The sequence below is a fragment of the Mesorhizobium sp. M1B.F.Ca.ET.045.04.1.1 genome, assembly GCF_003952465.1.
Classification (GTDB): Bacteria; Pseudomonadota; Alphaproteobacteria; order Rhizobiales; family Rhizobiaceae; genus Mesorhizobium; species Mesorhizobium shonense.
In genome coordinates, this window is sequence record NZ_CP034448.1 from 2,333,041 (window position 1) to 2,348,716 (window position 15,676).

Here is a 15,676-nt window from a genome sequence, read left to right on the forward strand (position 1 = left end):
ATCCCGCTCGGGAAAAGCCGATGCCGTCGCGGCCCGGTACCCGCGAAGGCAAAGGGCTGGCCTGCCGGGTTCGCGGTCGGGCGAGTCAAAAATGTATGTGTCGCGGAAAGCGCAACCGGTAGCCCGCGTCGCGCGCTGCGGCTATCTGTGTTCGCGAGGGGCTGCGCGCCGAAAATCGAAGGGATGGAGAGAATGGAACATTGGATCGGAACCTGGAGCGCGAGCCCGATGAATGTCTGGCCGGGCGACGCGGTGCTCTACGGCTTCCACCGGCAGACGGTGCGCCAGGTGCTGCGCGTCAGCACAGGCGGCGACAGGTTGCGATTGAGGCTGTCCAACGAATATGGCGCCTCGCCGATCCGGATCGGCGCCGCCACCGTCGTCCTTGCCGCGAAAGATGGCGCGGTCGACGCCGCGACCATTCGGCAAGTGACGTTCGGCGGCGAGAGGCAGACCGATCTCGCGCCCGGCGCACCGCTTCTTAGCGACCCGATCGAGCTCAAGGTTCGCAATCTCGGAGAGATCGCGATCAGCCTCTATTTCCCCGACTTCGCGCCGATCGAGACCTACCACTACGAGGCGCAGCAGACCGCCTATATTTCCGAGTTCGGGGATTTTGCCGATGCGCCCGATCTGCCGGTGCAGCAGACCTCGACCAGCCGCTATTTCCTCAGCGCCGTGCTGGTCGAGAGCGGGCCGGGCGGCGGCTCGCTGGTTTGTCTCGGCGATTCCATCACCGACGGTTTCGGCTCGACCATCGACGGCAATGCGCGCTGGCCGGACCGGCTGGCGGAACGGCTTGCGAAAAGCGGCCGGCTGTCGGGCATCGGTGTCCTCAACCAGGGGATCGGCGGCAACCGCGTGCTCGCCAGCCGCGCTCGCGGCGCCAACGCGCTCGCCCGCTTCGACCGCGACGTGCTGAGCTTCCCGAACGTCAAATGGATCTCGGTGCTGGAAGGCATCAACGACATCGGATGGCCGGAAACCATGCTTGCCGGAGGCCAAGAGGCTGTCGCCGTCGAAAGTCTCATTTCGGCTTACCGGCAGTTGATCGCGCGCGCCCGCCTCAACGGCATCAAAGTGCTGCTCGGCACGCTGCCGCCCTTCGGCGGCGCGTTCGAGGGCCTGCCGCTAAAGACCTTCTACTCGGCGTCCAAGGAGCGCGACCGGCAGGCTGTGAACGCCTGGATCAGGACATCGGGCGAAGCCGACGCCGTCGTCGACTTCGAGCGCGCGCTCGCCGATCCCGCCAACCCGTCCAGGCTGCTCCGCGCCCTCGATTGCGGCGACGGCCTGCATCCGTCCGACGATGGCTACGCCGAGATGGCCAAGGTGTTCGAGAGCGCCTTCGAGGGCTTGCTCGTTGACCAGCAGGACTGGTCGGCTCCGAATTGATGGCGGAAGGAGCGTATTGTTCAGATAGCTCCCGCCGCCATCCGCGCCGATCAGGCCGCGTATCTCGCCATTGCGGGCTGCTTCGACCACTGGGCGTACCAGGCGTCGAACAGCTTGAGCTGCTGCTCCGCATAGCCGCGCTGGCTGTCGCTCAGCGCATCCGTCTCGTTGAAGTGCAGCTTGTATTCCGCGTTACCCTTGAGCACCATCATGTGCTTGAAATAGAGCACCAGGTCCGGGCCCTCGTCGAAAGAGGAAAGCACAGCAAGCGCGGCGTCCAGCTCCAGCGCCAGCCGGCGCGCTTCGGCGTCGCCCTTCGCCGCCGCCTGGCTCAGACCCACCAGATGCAGCACTTCCTTGGGCAGCACATTGCCGATGCCGGTGATGGCGCCGGAGGCGCCGCAATTGACGAAACCGTGGAAGACGGCGGTGTCGACGCCGATCATCAGCGCAACGTCATCGTCGCGGCTGGTGATGTTTTCCGCCGCATAGCGCAAATCCGCCGGACCGCCGAACTCCTTGAAGCCGACCAGGTTCGGATGTTCGGCGCGAAGCGCGAAGAAGAGATCGGCGCGCGTGGCAAAGCCGTAATAGGGGCTGTTGTAGATGACCGCCGGCAGATCGGGCGCGGCGGCAAGGATTGCCTTGAAGTGGTGGCGCTGCGCCGTCACCGAGGGTCCGCGCGACAAGACGCGCGGGATCACCATCAGGCCGCGTGCGCCGACCTTCTGGGCATGGGCGGCGTGCGCCACGGCGCTGGCGGTGTTGACCGCGCCGGTGCCGACGATCACCGGCACGCCGGCTTTCGCCAGCCGCTCGACGCCTTCCATGCGCTGTTCGTCGGAGAGCAGGGGCCAGTCGCCCATGGAGCCGCAATAGACGACCGCCGACATTCCGGCGGCGATCAGCTCGCGTCCCTTGCGCACCAGCGCGTCGAAGTCGGGAAGGCGATCATTGGTGCAAGGCGTCATCAGCGCCGGCATGCAGCCGGAAAAGACGTTGGCGGTCATTCGGATTCTCCTTGAGGCCGGCAGGCAGATTGGCCAGTTTGTCCCGGAGTGATACCGCTTGCCAAGCGGATAGTCTTGGACGACAGGGAGAAACAATGCGTACCAGATCCAGCATTCGCGTCGTCGGTTGCCATGCCGAGGGCGAGGTCGGCGATGTCATCGTGGGCGGTGTGCTGCCGCCGGCGGGCCGCACGATGATGGAAAAGATGATCACGATGGAACGCGATCACGACCATATCAGGCGCATGCTGATCTGCGAGCCGCGCGGCAGCGTTGCCCGGCACGTCAATCTCCTGGTTCCCTCGACGCGCGAGGATTGTGTCGCCGGCGCCATCATCATGGAACCGACGGAATACCCGCCGATGTCCGGCTCCAACACGATCTGCGTCGCCACAGTGCTGCTCGAGACCGGCATGGTGCCGATGAACGAGCCCGAGACGCGCTTCAAGCTGGACATGCCCGGCGGCGTCATCGAGGTGCGCGCCGAATGCCGCGACGGCAAATGCCTGTCGATAACTTTCCGCAACGCGCCCGCCTTTGCCGAACGCCTCGATGCCAATATCGAGGTGGAAGGGCTGGGAACGCTGAAGGTCGACATCGCCTATGGCGGCATGTTCTACGCGATCGTCGATGCGGCCGCGCTCGGCTTCTCGGTCACACCCGACGAGGCCCGGGAATTGGCGGTGACCGGCGAGAAGGTCCGTCACGCAGCGCGCGAGCAGCTCGATGTCGTGCATCCGGAATTCGAGCACGTGCGCGGCGTGTCGATCGTGCAGTTCGCCATGCCGTTCCAGGGTCCGGGCAACGTCACGCGCAACACCTGTATCGTCTCGCCCGGACGCTCCGACCGCAGCCCGACGGGAACCGGCACATCGGCGCGGATGGCCGTGCTGCAGGCCCGGGGCCTGATGGGCGTCGGCGACGTTCTGATCCATGAATCGATCATCGGCTCCCGCTTCACCGGCAGAATTCTCGAACTGGCCGAAGTCGCCGGCCGCAAGGCGATCGTCCCGCAGATCACCGGCCGCGCCTGGATCACGGGCGAGCACAACTACTATCTCGATCCGACGGATCCTTATCCGCAAGGCTATGTGCTGTCGGACACGTGGGGCACGTCGACTTCGGTGAAGCAATAGCGCGATCGGCCTCAGGCAGCGGGCGCCGGAGCATGCCCGCCCGGCTTCTGGCAGAGTATGAAGAGCCCAGGCTGAGTATTGCGTAAGACGAGGAGCTGCGCACTTATATCGGCCGGCGATCGCGTGAAATCCCTGCGGTCGATGCATCGAACGAGGAATATTGAGCGACGTCATGCGCATTGAAAGGATCAACATCTATACGACTGCGCTGCCGGTGAAGGGCGGCGCCTATCGCATGGCGAGCGACAATGTCGAATCGCTGGACAGCACGCTTATCGAGATCGTCACCGATGACGGGCTGACCGGCTGGGGCGAGACCTGTCCGATCGGGCCTGTCTACCAGCCTCATCACGCATTGGGCGCTCGCGCCGCAATCGCCGAGATCGCGCCCGGGCTTATCGGGTCCGAGATCGCTTCGATCAGGCTCTTGGCAAAACGCATGGACGAGCGTCTGAACGGACATGGCTACGCCAAAGCCGCATTCGACATGGCGTTTCTCGACCTTCTCGGCCAGAGACTGGGCGTGCCGGTCTCGACGTTGTTGGGCGGGGCTTTGACCGACCGTGTGCCTGCCTATTACTCGCTGATCGTCGGTTCGCCGGAGGAAACCGCCCGCATCGCGGCCGACAAGGTCAAGGCGGGCTATCCACGCCTTCAGGTGAAAATCGGCGGCCGCGATCTCGAAGAGGACGTGGCGACCGTTCACAAGGTCTGGGAGGCGGTAGGCTATAAGGCGCGCATCGCGGTGGACGGGAACCGGGGCTTGACGGTCGCCTCCGCCATCCATCTCGACCGGCTTTGCCAGGCAATCCCCTTCGTCTTCGAGCAGCCCTGCAACACCATGGATGAAGTCGCCACGCTGAAGGGCAGGGTGACGCATCCGGTGTATCTGGACGAGAATACCGAGGACCAGAACGCGGTGCTGAGGGCTATTTCGCTGGGGATTGCCGACGGCTTCGGCTTCAAGGTCACGCGCCTCGGCGGTCTCACCAAGATGACGACGGTGCGCGATCTTTGCGCGATCCGCTCCTTGCCGCACAGCTGCGACGACGCCTGGGGCGGCGACATCATCGCGGCGGCGTGTGTCCATCTGGCTGCCACGGTCGAGCCGCGCCGCATGGAGGGCGCCTGGATCGCTCAGGAATATATCGACGGGCATTTCGACCGGAAGAACCCGGTCGTCATCGAAAAGGGCCACATCGCCGTGCCGCAGCGGCCGGGCCTCGGCGTGAAACCGGAACCCGGCATGTTCGGCAAGCCGGTGGCCACATACGGGGACTGATAAACGCGCCGGCGAACATCGACTGCGGTCAACGCTCGCGCAGCCCTTGCAGGGAGGTATCCCGTCTGATTCCGTAGGCTTGGTGGGGGTCGCCTGATTCGCGTGCTCGCGCGGCGGGTGCTTCCGTGGAGAGATCGCAATGACCGACAAGCCCGAAATCCTCGAGATGAGGCCTAAAATCACTGTGGTCGGCGTTGGCGGCGGCGGCGGAAACGCCATCAACAACATGATCATCGAGGGCTTGCAAGGCGCGGAGTTCGTCGTGGCCAATACCGACGCGCAGGCGCTCGCCATGTCGAAGTCTTCGCGACTGATCCAATTGGGTGCCCATGTCACCGAAGGCCTTGGTGCCGGATCATTGCCCGACGTCGGCCGCGCTGCCGCGGAAGAGTCCATCGATGAGATCATGGATCATCTGGCGGGAACGCATATGTGTTTCGTCACCGCGGGCATGGGAGGCGGGACCGGGACGGGCGCCGCACCCGTTATTGCGCGTGCCGCACGCGATGCCGGCATTTTGACCGTGGCCGTCGTCACCAAGCCCTTCGTGTTCGAAGGCAAGCGCCGGACCCAGGCCGCCGAGGAAGGCATAGAACGCCTTCGCGAGAGCGCCGATACCGTGATCGTCATCCCGAACCAGAACCTGTTCAGGGTCGCCGACGCCAGGACAACGTTTGCCGACGCGTTTGCGATGGCGGACCGTGTTCTCTACGCGGGCGTCGGCTGCATCACCGACCTCATCGTGAAGGAAGGCCTGATCAATCTCGACTTCGCTGACGTCAAGGCGGTGATGCGGGACATGGGGCGAGCGATGATGGGAACCGGTGAGGCCTTCGGAGAGGGCCGTGCAAAGACGGCTGCCGAGGCCGCGATCGCCAATCCGCTGCTGGATGAGGCCTCCATGGCGGGCGCCAGGGGCGTGCTCGTATCGATCAGCGGCGGCATGGACATGACATTGTTCGAAGTCGATGAGGCCGCGACACGGATACGCGAGGAGGTCGATGCCGACGCCAACATTATCGTCGGCGCCATCTTCGACCAAGCGTTGGCTGGGAAGTTCCGGGTGTCGGTCGTCGCCACCGGTCTGCGGCAAGGCGCAAACATGATCCAACTCAACCAGATGACCGCCTGATCGACCTTCCGAGTGGGTGTCGTAGCTAGAGCGCCTTGCTAAGAGCTGCTTCCATTGAGCAGGTCAGGCACCCGGACCCTCGCCCGAGTTCAAGACTAACCGCGATCGTTCTGCGGCCTTTGCATCGATAGCACCAACAAGCCTTCCCACATCCTACTCCTTGCGTCCTTTGGGGAGGGCCGTTGTGAACCAAGCCCTACTGCCCGGGCTTGTGGGAAAGCCGATCCAGCGCATCTCGAAGCGCAGTGGCGGCACCGCCACGCTCGTCGGCGGACATCAGCTCCGGTTCAAGTTCCAGCCTGAAGTGCGGCAGCTCGGTTCGAACAGCGCGACAAGTGCCCACGAGATTGGCCTTCAGATCGATGACGCGGTAGGTGGCGACGGGATAGGCGATCCCCTTGACCTGGACGTGCCCCATCTCCTCACAATCGATCGTGTCCTTCACCTGCGCAAACGTCTCGTAGGAAATGAGGATGGCCCCTGGAGCCGCCTCCTGTTCCAGGCGCGAGGCGAGATTCACCGCGCCCCCGATTATCGTGTAGTCCATCCGGTCCTCGCTGCCGAAGTTACCGACGGTGCAGTAGTCGGTATGAATGCCGATGCGGCAGCGCAGCGGTGTTTCGATCCCCATGTCCCGCCAGACTTCGGTAAGCTCGCTGATCCGATTTTGCATGGCAAGCGCCATCTGTACGCAAGCCAGCGCGTCCTCCTTGACGCCGCGCGTCTCAGGGTCGCCGAAAAACATCAGGATCGCGTCGCCGACGTACTTGTCGATCGTGGCACCATGATCCGACGCGATTTTCGACATTTCCGTCAGGTAGTGATTGAGGAGCTGGGTGAGATCCTCGGACTCCATCTTGTCGGTCGTTTCGGTAAAGCCGGCGATGTCGGAGAAGCATATTGTCAGCTTCTTGCGCTGACTGGCGATTCTAACGTCTTGGCGGCCGGTGAATATCGAGCTGTACACTTGCGGCGCCAGATATTTGGCCAGCTTGCTGGAGAGCGCCTCTAGAGCCGTGGACTTCTCGGCGAGGTTCTCCTCCCTTTGCTTCAGCTCGGTGATGTCCGAATAGACGGCGACTGTGCCGCCGGCGCTGATCCGCCGCTCGCTTATCATGATCCATCGTCCGTCGCCCCGCCGCTGCACCCATGGTTCGCCAGGGTTGCGGTGCCGCCACAGGCGCTCGGCAACCCACTCATCGATCCGCCCCTCGGCATCCCTGATGTAGCCGCGCTCGGCGGATCGGCGAATGATCTCCTCGAATGCCGTGCCAGGGGTTAGCTCGGCCTCCAGACCGGCGTATAGCAATTCGCGGTAGCGGCTGTTGCTAAGAACAAGCCGATCCTCTCTATCGTAGAGAGCGAACCCTTCGGAAATGCTTTCGATGGCATCGACTAGCCGCTGACGTGCTTCTGCAACGTCGCGCAGGTTCTTTTCCTCGACCTCGACAGCGGTATCCCGGAAGAGGCTCAGCGCCTCGGCCATGCGCCCGATTTCGTCGCTGCCCGCGGCCGGCAGCGGCGCACGAAGATCGCCGCCCGCGATCGCGAGCATGCCCTGGCTCACCGCTCCCAGACGGGCGAGAAGACTGCGGTCGACATAGAGCCAGACGACCAGAACCGAGCTCAACAGGCTGAGAAAGGCGGAGCCGAGGACAACTCCGGTGCCGTAGCGCTGGACGAGCGCGGCTTCGCGACCGGAGGCAGCGATCTCGCGGTCCGCTGCTGCGACAAGACGGTCGACGGCAGCGGTGAGACTGCGCGACAGCCGATTGTTTTCGGCCAGAAGCTTTTCGCCCTGCGCGAGGACCGCAAGCTCCTCCTCCCGAGCCTTCGGGATGCTGTTCTCACCGTCAGCTAGTGCCTTGAACTCGTCCACCCGCTGCCGGAAACGGGCCTGCAGCTTTTGGTCGATCTCCGAGGAAGCCGTTTCCAGGGCGGCAAGCGAGCGGCGCAGCGGAAACAGGATCAACGCCAGGTCGCCTCGCGTTGGCGCGGTCGCGGCCTTGACCAGCGCGTCGTTGACCGCCGAGATCTCCAGCAGCGCGTTCTGCTGTGGGATGTAAGCCGCAGTCGCCTGGACCATGTCGGCCATTGCCGCTGCGCGTCGATCGGGCGACAGCGACGTATCGGCCGCGACCGCCCGCCATTGCGGGAGCCGGGAATCCATCACCAGGATGCCGGTGGCCAGAAGGCGGTGGCTTCCGGTCGTCGTCGCGGCGAGGCGGTTCAGGAGCTCCTCCTTGTGGGCGACCACATCGAGCCGGGCGATAACCAGAGAGTCGAGCTCCTTCAGGTTGCGCCTCAGAACAATCGCGGCTTCCTCAATCTCGGCCAAAGGCACTGTGTCCAGCGTGGCGTCCCTGAGGTCCGTGCGCAGCGCCTCGAGGCGGGACATCTCGAGCGCGACGGCAGCCGAGACCTCGCTGTGCTGAGCCCTGCTTGTCGCCGCCAGCACCGAAGGCGCGGCAGCAGCGACCCGTTCGGCCTGGCGCGACAATTGGAGGGAGGCCAGTGCCGACGGCACCCGATCCGTGGTAATTCGGTCGACGACGTCGCCGACTTGGAGGAAGGCATAAAGTGCCGCAGCGGTTGCCAGCACCGCAAGTGCGCTGATCCCGAAAAACGCGAACAGCAGCCGGCCGCGTATGCCGAGGCGTTCAAGCATCGCGGTGAGTCGGAACAATCCAGCCACACTGGTCTGCATCAGACTAGACGTCTCAGGCGGCACGCCGGCGCTCGGCGAACCCTATTCAACCGGCACGTACTCCCCGCCCCGCCAGACGTACCAAACCCAGCTCTGCCTCGTGAGGTCGCCCTTGTCGTCGAAATCGACCCGGCCAATGACGGTGTCGAATTGCTGTTCGTGCAGTGCCGCGATGACCGCCTTCGGCTCCAGCGAACCTGCCTTCGCGACCGCCTGAGCCCAAACCTGGACGGCGCAGTAGCTCAACAGCGTGTAGCCCGCGGGCTCGAAGTTCTCCGCACGGAACTGCTCCACGATCGCGGCCGCGCCGGCATTTCGCCGCGGGTCCGCCGGGAAGGTGAACAGGGTGCCTTCCGCCGCTGAGCCTGCGATCAGGGCGAATTCCTCGGTAGCCAAGGAATCTCCGGATATGAGCTGAACCGTGTAGCCACGGTCGTGTGCGGCGCGAGCGATCAGCGCAACATCGGCATGATACCCACCCACATACAAGACTGAGACGCCGGCGGTCTGCAACGCAGCGACCTCGACTGAATAGTCGTCCTTCCCGGGCGCGTATGAGTCGTAAACAGCTTCAGTCACGCCCCGTTTGTTCAGCTGCTTCCTGGTCTCGTCGGCGAGACCCTTCCCATAGGTCGAATTGTCGTGAAGGATTGCAATCTTCTTGTCGCCCCAGCGATCGGCAAGGTAGTTGCCGGCGATGAACCCTTGCGCGTCGTCGCGGCCGATGGTGCGGAAGACATTGCGACGACCCTGTTCGGTCAGCTGCGGATTGGTCGAGCCTGGGGATATTTGGACGACGCCCGCTTCCTCGTAAACTTTCGATGCGGGGATCGAGGCCCCGGAGCAATAATGCCCGACGACGAGCACCACCCCGTCAGCCACCAGCTTCTGGGCGGCCGCGACCGCTTGCTCGGGATCGCAGAAATCGTCGACCGAGATGAGCCTCACCTTCTGGCCGAGCACGCCGCCCGCCGCGTTGACGTCGGCCACCGCCATCTCCGCGCCGCGCTGTCCCTGCTCGCCGAGCCAGGCAAGCCGTCCCGTCATCGCAGCCGAGACCCCGATCAGCACCTCGGCCCTCGCGGAACTGAACACGGCCGCGAGAATTACGATTGCTATGGCGATGATACGGTGCATGTGTGCACCCCATATGGACGGGTAGTTTACGCCAATCCCGTCAGACCCGACAGCCCCTTCGGCAAGCGCGAGTGCGTGTCATGACTTCGTTCGCCGAGGTCGGAATCGCGCGCCAAATCCATACATTCCACTGGCCGGAGTGAACATCGTGATCGGGTCAGGTCGACGACCTGAATATCTGCTCTCTTGTATCCCGGCCCAAAGCGGCCTGTCCGCAATCGGCCCAAACTCGACGTTGACTGGTCCGACGTTAAGAATTGACGCCTGTCGGTCGCAGATACCGTTCGTACTGTCGCCCAAAAAACCGACTTTGGCTGATTGTCCTTCGGGAAAGCACTTTCCCCACGTTAGGCTCTTAGGAACATCGTGCCATGCTGAAGGAAGCTGCTAGGTGTCGGAATTGCAAAACCACCCATGATTTGGTGGTGAAAAAGGCTCTAGGACGTTTAGCGGACTAAGTGGCAGCTTGTTACACAGATCAAGAATGCTTCAGCCTTGAGGTGCTCATCGATTCTGATAATAATTTGAAAACATTACATTATTAGGAAGTTTGCTGGCGAAGATAGCATCTTTCGATTCAACGCTTATGGCGCTGAAAAGATTGAGTTTTTCTTGCTGTTTGTTACACAGTTTGTTGCACAGCCATTGACATGATTTCGAATTACTCCGGCAGCTTTAAAATTCACCGCCCAATCCGCCTGCATCACAGACGCCGACCGAGTTACGCACATTCTCAGCTGGTTTCGTCGTGGCGCAGGTTCAAAGCAATAGGTGAGTCACGTATGACCGCTTTGCGCCGCTTATCGGCCGAAAAGGTCAGCGTTGCCGTTGACCGAAACCAGGCATTGCCGGCGACCACGCTGGAGGTCGCGGTCGCGCCCGCAAAAGAGGGCCGCGCAACCGCTTATTCGGGTACCGCCATGGCGAAGCCGACCCGGATACGTTCGGCATCGGCGGGATCCCGGAATGGCAGCCGCCCGACATGCTCCGAGATGCGATAGTTCGGATTTATCTCTTTCAGTTCCGCCCAAACACGCCGCGCCTCGTCGACTTCGCCGAGGTGACCAAGGGCGGCAATGAGAAACCCGCGCGACAGGTCGGTCTTGGGCGAGAGGCGGATCCGCTCACGGAAGGCCTCGACAGCCTTCTGGTACTGGCCGGCGATGAGATAGGCGGAGCCGATGAACTGCCAGGTCAAGTGTCCCACCAGCGGATCGAGGCGCAGCGCGTGCTCCAGATCCGGAATCGCCTCCAGCGGCGCGCCGTTGTAGATGTTGCCCACCCCGCGCATGCGGAGGGCCAACGCGAAGTTGGGGTTGAGCGCCAGCGCCTTCTCCACTTCCTCGCGATGTCCGGCCAGATCCTTTTCCCAGAACTTCACGATCGCGGCTACAGAGTGCGCATAGGGCAGGGTGGGGTCCTTCTCGAGCGCCAGCCTGCTGTAGTGGCCCGATAGTTGTTGGCTGTCGGTGCGCCCGCTCCAGTGGTTCTGGAAGTCGTGGTTGTAGGCCTGGGCCAGACCAACATATGGTTCGGCATAGTCGGGGTCGAGCTCGATCGCCTGGGTGAACAGCGCGACTTCGCGCTCGAAAGACTCCTTTGTCTTTTCAGGACCGAACAACGCCTCCCGCCCGCGCAGGAAGAGATCGTGCGCCTCGATGTTTCTCGTTGGCGAACGGGCGATACGCGCCGACTCCGCTGGCGTAAGCGTGACTTTCAGCGCTTCGACGATCTGGCGCGTTACCTCGTCCTGAACCACGAAGATGTCGGTGAGGTCACGGTCGTAGCGGTCCGCCCAAAGGTGTGTCCCGGCCGTGGCGTCGATGAGCTGCGCGGTGATCCGCACCCGGTTGCCGGCCCGCCGGATCGAGCCCTCCAGCACCGAGGTCACGCCGAGCTCGCGCCCCACGGTGCGGATATCGATGCTCTTGCCCTTGTAAGTGAAGCTCGAATTGCGGGCGATGACGAGCAGCCCGGCGACCTTCGACAGATCGGTGATGATGTCTTCGCTGATGCCGTCGGCAAAGTACTCCTGCTCAGCATCGCCGCTGATGTTGACGAACGGAAGAACCGCGATTGACGGAGTTCTGGGCCGCTTGGAAGGTGCCGCTTCGCCCCGTTGGGCAGCCTTGGCGACCCGGTCGTCGACCACGACACAGAACACCTGGATGGGGCGCGCAATGTTCTTGACCGCGAAGTCGCCGCGGTCCTCGATATTGATTGGCACCTTATCGCGCACCTGGTCCGCGGCGGTGCGGGAGATGAACACACCGCCGGGCTCGGCCAACGCTTCCAGCCGGGCGGCGATGTTGACGCCGTCGCCATAGATGTCGTCACCCTCGACGATGATGTCGCCGACGTTGATACCGATGCGGAACCAGATCGCGTTGTCTCCAGCGTCGGCGTTGTGCTCGCGCATCTTGTTCTGGATTTCGACCGCGCTGGTCACCGCCTCGACCGCGCTGGCGAACTCGACGAGGGCGCCGTCGCCCATCAGCTTGACGATCCGGCCTGAATGCGAGGCGATGGAGTCAATGATGTTCTGGCGCAGCGTCTTCAGCCGCGCGAGCGTTCCGGCTTCGTCGGTCTCCATGAGGCGCGAATAGCCGACCACGTCCGCCGCGAGGATAGCGGCGAGGCGACGATGTGCACGGCCTTCGGCCATTCAACTTCCTATCGAGTCACGATCAGCAATTCGTCAACTCGTAATTCTATCTAGCCCGTCTGGCAGCGGGACGCCAGATTCGCTGGCCCCGAATGACCGGCTAGGGTCACGTCAGGACGATGCCCACGGCCAACCTGAATGTCCGCTCTTGAAGATTCGCAGACCGAAGCTGCCGGTCCGCTCTCGGCCCCAAACAGGACGCTGACCTCCTCGACGTTGAGCGACGCCATGGCGGACTATGCGGATTCCTGACCGTTTGTTACACAGACTAACCACGCTTCGACCTTGAAGCGCTTCTGTGAGTTAACTAACTATTTGAAATAATTGACTTATTAGAAAAATTCTGGCGGAGAGAGCGGGATTCGAACCCGCGTTACGGTTTCCCGTAAACACACTTTCCAGGCGTGCGCCTTCAACCACTCGGCCACCTCTCCGTCCTTGCACTCTCGCGCCGGCCGGTTTCGCCGCGCGGGTTGGGGAGATGCACCTCCCTCGGGAAGTCCTCGGCGGACTATTTGGGGTGCCTTCAACCGGCGGGCAACCCTTCCCAGCACCTCTAGCCGTCTAGGCAAAACAGGCGCGGGGCTCATCTAGTCGATCCTAAGGCGAATGCCAAGCCATAAAGGCGGTGCAAAGGCTTTTGCCGTTGATGGCTCGAAGGCGGGCTCGATAAAGCGCTGCCGACCTTCGAATGATGTGCACAGGGCGGGCCGCAGCCTCAGCTGCGCTTGACTTCGGCCTTTGCCACCTGTCGACTGACTGAAATATTCGTTTTTGCGCAATTGCGGATGGAAAACCGCTGCGCGCGTTTTGGGCTTTGCGAGGGGCATCGTCCTGACATGACATCGATCCACCAGCAACCCGCGGGCCGGCCGGACAGCGGGCTTACCTTCATCCCGGTGGCGTGGCTGATCGTCGTCATGGGCCTGTCGGCCTACGGCCTGATCTCGAGCTGGCGGCTGATCGGCGACTTCAACCTGCCGGAAAGCGTGCTCTTCCTGATCTATGGCGGGCTGGCCGGCGGCCTTGTCACCATTTTGTGGGGGCTTTATCTGCTGAGCCTCGCCTTCAACCGGTCGGCGCGGTTTCCCCGCCATTATACCATCTGGCAGGTGGCGATCATCCTGTGGCTCATCGTGCGCCAGGCTTACACGCTTCTGATGCCCGACTTCGTCTTCTCCGCAGAAGCGCTGGGCTTCACGGCCGCCGAGATCGCCATCGGCCTGCTTTGCATCTACCTGTTGCGGCATGGCGCCGGCGCCGAGACCGTCTATGCCAATCCCGAGACCGAACGCCCGCCACTGCTGGTCTCGCTCGTTGCCGCGCTGCTCGGCATCATCCTTGGCGGCGCCAGCGGCGCCTGCGCCGGCTTCTTTGCCGGTTCGCTGATCGCCGACGCCACCCATATGAGCTGCTTCGAGGGCGCCTGCGGGTTTTTCGCCGCTTTCATCGGCCTCGCAGGCCTGATCGTCGGAGCCATCGCCGGCGGAATCTTCGCCATCTGGCGGGTCAACCGGCGCAAAACGGCAAAAACAGTCTAACCTCAAAATCACGTGTCGCGATTGCGTGGCGATTGCGCTCGCTCTATGTCGGTTGCGGGCAGACGGGAGCATTCCCGGGGAGTGCGTTGGATGTTGCGTTTCATCTTTCGGCTGGCGGCTATGATTGCGTTGTCGATTTCCGTCATCATGGCGGTGATCGACACCACGCGCTCGGTGGCGGCGTCGGCACTGGTCATGACACCGCTCAACACGAGTTGGCTGGCGGTATCGCCCGACACCCGCGCCGCCTTCGAGACCTATGTGCGCGCCAAGGCCAGTCCGCTGGTCTGGGACGGCGCCATCGCCTGGGTGCTCGGCCAGCCTGGGTTCGCGGTGTTCGCCGTGCTGGCGTTCCTGCTCTACGCCCTCGGCTACCGGCGTCGACGCCACGAATTCGCCCCGACCAACTGACGCGGACGTTTCGCTCCGCCCGGAAACGGGCAGGCCGGCCGCTTTTTCCAACAGGTCAAAATTCCACGTGAATTTTGTTTCGGGCCGTGCCAGATTGGCCGCCAGCGGGGAGGGGCATACACTTCCTGCATGACGTCGTGTGCCTGCCGGAGAACCGGGCGGGAATGCGGTGCAACGGAAAAAATAACCGACAGGGTGTGGATCACATGAAACGTATCGTTCTCGGCCTCCTGGCCGCAACTGCAATGGTTCTTCCGGCTTTCGCCGCGGATGTCCAGCCGGCCATCCTCTACGATCTCGGCGGTAAGTTCGACAAATCCTTTAACGAGGCCGCCTTTCACGGCGCCGAGAAATTCAAGGCCGAAACCGGCGTCGCTTACGTCGAATTCGAGGTTTCCAACGCCTCGCAGCGCGAGCAGGCGCTGCGCCGCTTCGCCGAGGACGGCCGCAACCCGATCGTCATGGCCGGCTTTGCCTGGGAGGATGCGCTGAAGAAGGTCGCGGCCGAATATACCGACCTCAACTTCGCCATCATCGACGATGCCGTCGACCTGCCCAATGTCCGCTCGCTGGTATTTAAGGAAAATGAGGGCTCCTACCTCGTGGGCATCCTGGCGGCGATGGCGTCGAAGTCGAAAAAGGTCGGCTTCGTCGGCGGCATGGACATTCCGCTGATCCGCAAGTTCGAATGCGGCTATGTCGGCGGCGCCAAGTCGGCCGGCGCCACCGACGTCATCCAGAACATGACCGGCGACACGCCGGCCGCCTGGAACGACCCGGCCAAGGGCGGCGAGATCGCCAAGACGCAGATCGACCAGGGCGCTGATGTGGTCTACGCCGCCGCCGGCGGCACCGGTGTCGGCGTGCTGCAGGCCGCGGCGGATGCCGGCAAGCTCGGCATCGGCGTCGATTCCAACCAGAACGGCCTGCAGCCCGGCAAGGTGCTGACCTCGATGATGAAGCGCGTCGACGTTGCCGTCTACAACGCCTTCATGGACGGCAAGAACGGCACCTTCAAGGGCGGCGTCCAGAATCTAGGCCTCAAGGAAGGCGGAGTCGACTATGCCATGGACGACAACAACAAGGCGCTGGTGACCGACGAGATGAAGGCGGCCGTCGAAAAGGCCAAGGCCGACATCATCGCCGGCAAGGTCGAGGTGCACGACTACACCGCCGACAACAAGTGCCCGTATTGATCGGCAACTGAACCAAGGTTTTTGGACCGCCGGGCGAAGTCCCGGCGGTTTCATTTTGGGCGAG

11 protein-coding genes and 1 tRNA gene are annotated in these 15,676 nt (G+C 63.0%); 7 read left to right on the forward strand and 5 right to left on the reverse strand.

The window, feature by feature from the left end:
* The first annotated feature begins 192 nt into the window (after positions 1-192).
* A complete protein-coding gene (locus tag EJ071_RS11480; protein WP_189521449.1) occupies positions 193-1,395 on the forward strand; it encodes an SGNH/GDSL hydrolase family protein in 1,203 nt (400 codons plus the stop codon).
* Positions 1,396-1,445: 50 nt separating this feature from the next.
* On the opposite strand, the gene EJ071_RS11485 is transcribed toward EJ071_RS11480, so the two are convergent.
* Complete coding sequence (locus tag EJ071_RS11485) at positions 1,446-2,405, reverse strand: dihydrodipicolinate synthase family protein (protein ID WP_126097963.1); 960 nt, start codon at positions 2,403-2,405, stop codon at positions 1,446-1,448.
* 95 nt (positions 2,406-2,500) lie between these two features.
* On the opposite strand from EJ071_RS11485, the gene EJ071_RS11490 reads away from it, so the two are divergent.
* The 3 genes from EJ071_RS11490 (at position 2,501) to ftsZ (ending at position 5,955) form a co-directional block, all read left to right on the forward strand.
* Entirely contained in the window at positions 2,501-3,541 is a 1,041-nt protein-coding gene (locus tag EJ071_RS11490; protein ID WP_126097964.1) for a proline racemase family protein, read from the forward strand.
* A 172-nt stretch (positions 3,542-3,713) separates the two neighbouring features.
* Positions 3,714-4,823 (forward strand): mandelate racemase/muconate lactonizing enzyme family protein, encoded by a 1,110-nt coding sequence (locus EJ071_RS11495; RefSeq protein WP_126097965.1) that lies wholly within the window; start codon positions 3,714-3,716, stop codon positions 4,821-4,823.
* A gap of 133 nt (positions 4,824-4,956) precedes the next feature.
* Positions 4,957-5,955, forward strand: a complete 999-nt coding sequence (gene ftsZ, locus EJ071_RS11500; RefSeq protein WP_126097966.1) for a cell division protein FtsZ — start codon at positions 4,957-4,959, stop codon at positions 5,953-5,955.
* Between the two features lie 196 nt (positions 5,956-6,151).
* Here ftsZ and EJ071_RS11505 read toward each other — a convergent pair whose 3' ends face one another.
* From EJ071_RS11505 to EJ071_RS11520, 4 genes are all read right to left on the reverse strand, one after another.
* Positions 6,152-8,623, reverse strand: coding sequence for an adenylate/guanylate cyclase domain-containing protein (locus tag EJ071_RS11505; RefSeq protein WP_126102544.1), 2,472 nt, complete (start codon positions 8,621-8,623; stop codon positions 6,152-6,154).
* Positions 8,624-8,704: 81 nt separating this feature from the next.
* On the reverse strand, positions 8,705-9,799 hold the full coding sequence (locus EJ071_RS11510) for a branched-chain amino acid ABC transporter substrate-binding protein (protein ID WP_126097967.1): 1,095 nt from the start codon (positions 9,797-9,799) through the stop codon (positions 8,705-8,707).
* Positions 9,800-10,703: 904 nt separating this feature from the next.
* Positions 10,704-12,464 (reverse strand): adenylate/guanylate cyclase domain-containing protein, encoded by a 1,761-nt coding sequence (locus EJ071_RS11515; RefSeq protein ID WP_126097968.1) that lies wholly within the window; start codon positions 12,462-12,464, stop codon positions 10,704-10,706.
* Positions 12,465-12,808: 344 nt separating this feature from the next.
* Positions 12,809-12,898, reverse strand: a tRNA-Ser gene (locus EJ071_RS11520).
* 405 nt (positions 12,899-13,303) lie between these two features.
* Here EJ071_RS11520 and EJ071_RS11525 point away from each other — a divergent pair.
* The 3 genes from EJ071_RS11525 to EJ071_RS11535 all read left to right on the forward strand — a co-directional run bounded on the left by EJ071_RS11525 (position 13,304) and on the right by EJ071_RS11535 (position 15,612).
* Positions 13,304-14,005, forward strand: a complete 702-nt coding sequence (locus tag EJ071_RS11525; RefSeq protein ID WP_126097969.1) for a hypothetical protein — start codon at positions 13,304-13,306, stop codon at positions 14,003-14,005.
* Between the two features lie 90 nt (positions 14,006-14,095).
* Entirely contained in the window at positions 14,096-14,416 is a 321-nt protein-coding gene (locus EJ071_RS11530) for a hypothetical protein (protein ID WP_126097970.1), read from the forward strand.
* A gap of 206 nt (positions 14,417-14,622) precedes the next feature.
* Complete coding sequence (locus EJ071_RS11535; protein ID WP_126097971.1) at positions 14,623-15,612, forward strand: BMP family ABC transporter substrate-binding protein; 990 nt, start codon at positions 14,623-14,625, stop codon at positions 15,610-15,612.
* The last annotated feature ends 64 nt before the right edge of the window (positions 15,613-15,676 follow it).